This window comes from Bartonella silvatica, from assembly GCF_040545155.1.
Classification (GTDB): Bacteria; Pseudomonadota; Alphaproteobacteria; order Rhizobiales; family Rhizobiaceae; genus Bartonella; species Bartonella silvatica.
Genome location: NZ_JBEPLI010000042.1, coordinates 1 through 3669 on the forward strand (window position 1 = coordinate 1; position 3669 = coordinate 3669).

Below are 3669 nucleotides of genomic sequence, written 5' to 3' on the forward strand. Positions count from 1 at the left end.
TCGCCATAAACGTCTACAAAAAAGCCTTTGACTTTAGCATTGTGATAAACCCTTGCATTTTCAAAAACACGCGCTTTGTCATACACCCAGCAATTTCCTTTGTGAGATAAGTTGCTTTCCTTTTCAATAAAGCCGCCTAGATCGCCAGCTTTAACATCCCCAAAATCTCTTAAAGCCCGAATGCGATATAAGAAGTGACCAGCTACGCAATCCATTTCACTAGTAAATTCATATTTTTTTGATGTTTTTTTCTTATTAACGGGGGTGTTGTTTGAGATATTTGTCATATTTAAAACCTTACTGATTATACGTTTTTCATTGACAACCCTATAAGGGAGCCGGGCGTTGAAAAACACGGCAGTAAGTCCGTCGTCACACTTTTCTCATAAAGAGTATTGTATGGTGTGACCACACCCGACAAAATCATCATATATGCTAATTAAAGCATAAAAGATAGTCAGTTTTAAAAGCTTTGGAAAGATTGTATCGTAACCTATCCGCTTACTGTTTAAAGTGTTTTTCATCACTTGATTATTTATATAACAAAATACGTATTTATTGTCAATTAATATTTTATCTTTTTTGATATTTTTTGTATTTTTTTAAATGCATTGTGTATTGATAATATCATATGATTATTAATTGCTTCTTTTATATTTATATTCTTTTAAAGTTATATTGTAAGCTTTATAAAACAATTGCGTTATTTTCTGAATCTATACATTTATAATATTTAAAAACGCTCTCATAATGCGTATTTTTATCTTTATAATCTATCAGTTTTTTTACTAAATGAATTTAAATTTTTTTGTGAATTTTGTTTATAACACACTTTAGACTTAACCAGGCTTTTATAGGAACTGTCTTAATAGGCACCGCGCTCTTATAACCAATGCATTCATTTGCATTTTTGCTTTATTCAAACAAAGCTATTATTTTTACGCATTCTCTATAGCTGTTATATGCTTCATAGCCATGGCATCATTTTTCATTTTCATAAGAGAAACGATAAATAGGATAATTGTAATTTATAGACTGTTATGAAAACACTTATGAAACTATCATAAAGAGAGATTGATCATTATAGAGATTATCAAAATCCCTTTTAATATCAGTGTTGTCAGTTTTGTCAGTTCTTTTTAGAGCCTCTATTATTTTTTTAAATGAGAAAAATTAAAAATGTTATTTTTCAATAGGTTAAGATTTTATAGATCTTAAAAAAACAACCCATATTGATAATATAACCTCTAAATTCAATCAATAATATACGTTTTGAGGGGGTTTTGACGATTTTTACACCTTCAAAACCTATAAGCAAAATGAATATACATAACTCTCTTTAAACAAAGCTTTTGAAAAGCATAAAGTTATCATTTTAGATTACGATATAATCTTTTAAAGGCAATGTAAAAAAATCTAATTCTATTTAAGAGTGGATTTCTTAAAAGTTTTAAAGCAATCCAAATAAGGGTATTTAAAAGTGCAAGTGTTCTCTTTTTAGAATAACGCATATAAATACTCCTTTTAAAGATTGTATCTAATCAACTTAACAAAAAGAGGTATAGATTATGGTTATAAGCTCTATACCCCTTATGAGTTTAGCATACCCATTATGTGAGCATGCCAAGTCTATTCAGTTTCTCTTAATACCAAATTTGGTAAGTTCTTAACGATTTTCATGGTTTCTAAACTTACGGTAATAACCCTCTGAAATAACTCTAGAGGGTAGGCAGGGTTGCCAACGGTTTCAACAGCATAGCGATTGGCATCATTCACAATACCACTCTTTTTATCAGTCTTTACACATTGACGCCCCATAACCCATTCAAGAGCGGGTTTGCCATTGACGATATACTCATAAGCTTCAAGAGGGATATCTGTCATAATGATATTGCTGTTATAAATAACAGTTGATTTATCTTTCTCTTTACCTGCTTTTGCGAATTTCATTTCAGTCACATAATAGAATTTTTCGGGATTAGAGATCTCTGTAACTTTTGGATTACCCTTTTTAAAGGTTACTGGATAAGGCTCTACATCTTCATAGTTTACGTGCAAATGACCCAGTTCACGCCCTGCTGTTACAAATTTCCAAAAATCATCAGCAGTTTTTACACAAGGGATACGAGGCAATTCTTTAGAGAGGTTATCAGCATAACGGGTACGGTAATCTTCCGAATGCAAAAGACCGTAAACATAATAGAACAAATCATCTTTTGTTATGGTTTCATTAGGATAAACCGCTTTAAAATGTGCTAGCCCCTCATCAGTAATGGCATCACGCTTCTGTAAACCAGCTGTTTTACTGTCTTCGGAATTTGTAAATAAACGGGATTGGTTATCATCTTTATCTTTTAAAGATTTAATATCCTCATAAAGATACCGTGAAAAGCATTGACTAGTATCTATTGTATGAAAATTAGGTAAGTCCTTGGTCATTAAGACAGAAAAGCCAACCGTTGTTCCTATACCGGTAAGTTGTATTACCCTATTTTCAACCGTTTGTCCTATTGGGAATATACGCGGCATTTGATAAATTGCTTCATTAAAAATACGGTTATAATAAAGCCATCGTTGTGTAAAAGGACGATAAAGACTTTGAATAAGGCATGTATCCTCAAATTCAAAAAACTTTCCTTTTATCAAATTTTGCTTAACGCTATAACTCCAACTGATCTTGTTTTCATCCGCATTGACAAAATGATTTACAGCACTGATACGTGTTTTGCGGTCAGCATGCGGATAGACATTATTAAAACGTTCCACTTCGCTATTATAGAAAGCAATCATATGACTCATATTTTTTGCTAAAACCTCACGGCTTGAGTTATATGCCCAAGCATCACGGCTAGTTACAACACCACACGAAAAATTTTCAAAAAGTTTTTTATCATGACCTTTTTTATCACCTTTATCACCTATAGCTAAAAAGGCGTTGAAATTGTCATCACGTTGACCAAGCCAATCACCATGTTTATCTGGTGTAATTATTTGCCAACCTTTTTTATTTCGTGTAATGCCATCAATACTCCTAAATTTTTCAATTATTGTGAGCTTTTCTTCTCTATTGAGATAATCTCCAATATCCCGAAAATATATCTTACCATGCTGTTGCACATTTGGATTTTTAACCAAAATAGAAATCGCTATAGGTGCTCGAGAGCCTTCACCAAAAATTCCACCACTTTCTTTCTTCCGTTGTTCTCCAGAAGTCCGCGCATTTCCTCGTAAATGGAAAATATAAAGGCTGCTAAATTCTTCAACGAGGCATTTTCGTAAACCAGCCATAACATTTGCATCTACAAAACTTGCATTCGTAACAAAACCAATAACACCACGGTTTTTTATTCGGTCACTTGCCCAGCGAATGGCGCGGATATAGCTATCATACAAATTTCTTTTTAGTTTTGCTTGAGATCTTGATGCATATGTATCACGAATTCTTGCATCAAGTGCAGTATAGGCTATATTCGCATTATTATCATTTTCACTTTTTTGACCAGAAGAATAAGGAGGATTACCAAAGATAACTTCAATATTAAGATTTTTCTGGTGTTCTAAATATTCACTGTTTTCTTTGAGTATACCGTCTATCAAGTTTTTTTCTTTAAGCGTCTGAAACGTATCAGCCAAACCAATATGTTTGAAAGGAATATACTCACCTTTCAT

Annotated in this window: 1 protein-coding gene and 1 pseudogene; both read right to left on the bottom strand. The window is 32.4% G+C overall.

Translation table 11 applies throughout. The features are described 5' to 3' along the window. Positions 1 to 287, bottom strand: a pseudogene (locus ABID23_RS07600) (hypothetical protein); the annotation flags it as partial. Positions 288 to 1629: 1342 nt separating this feature from the next. Then, on the bottom strand, positions 1630 to 3669 hold a 2040-nt coding region (locus tag ABID23_RS07605), incomplete at its 5' end, for a type ISP restriction/modification enzyme (protein WP_354190854.1).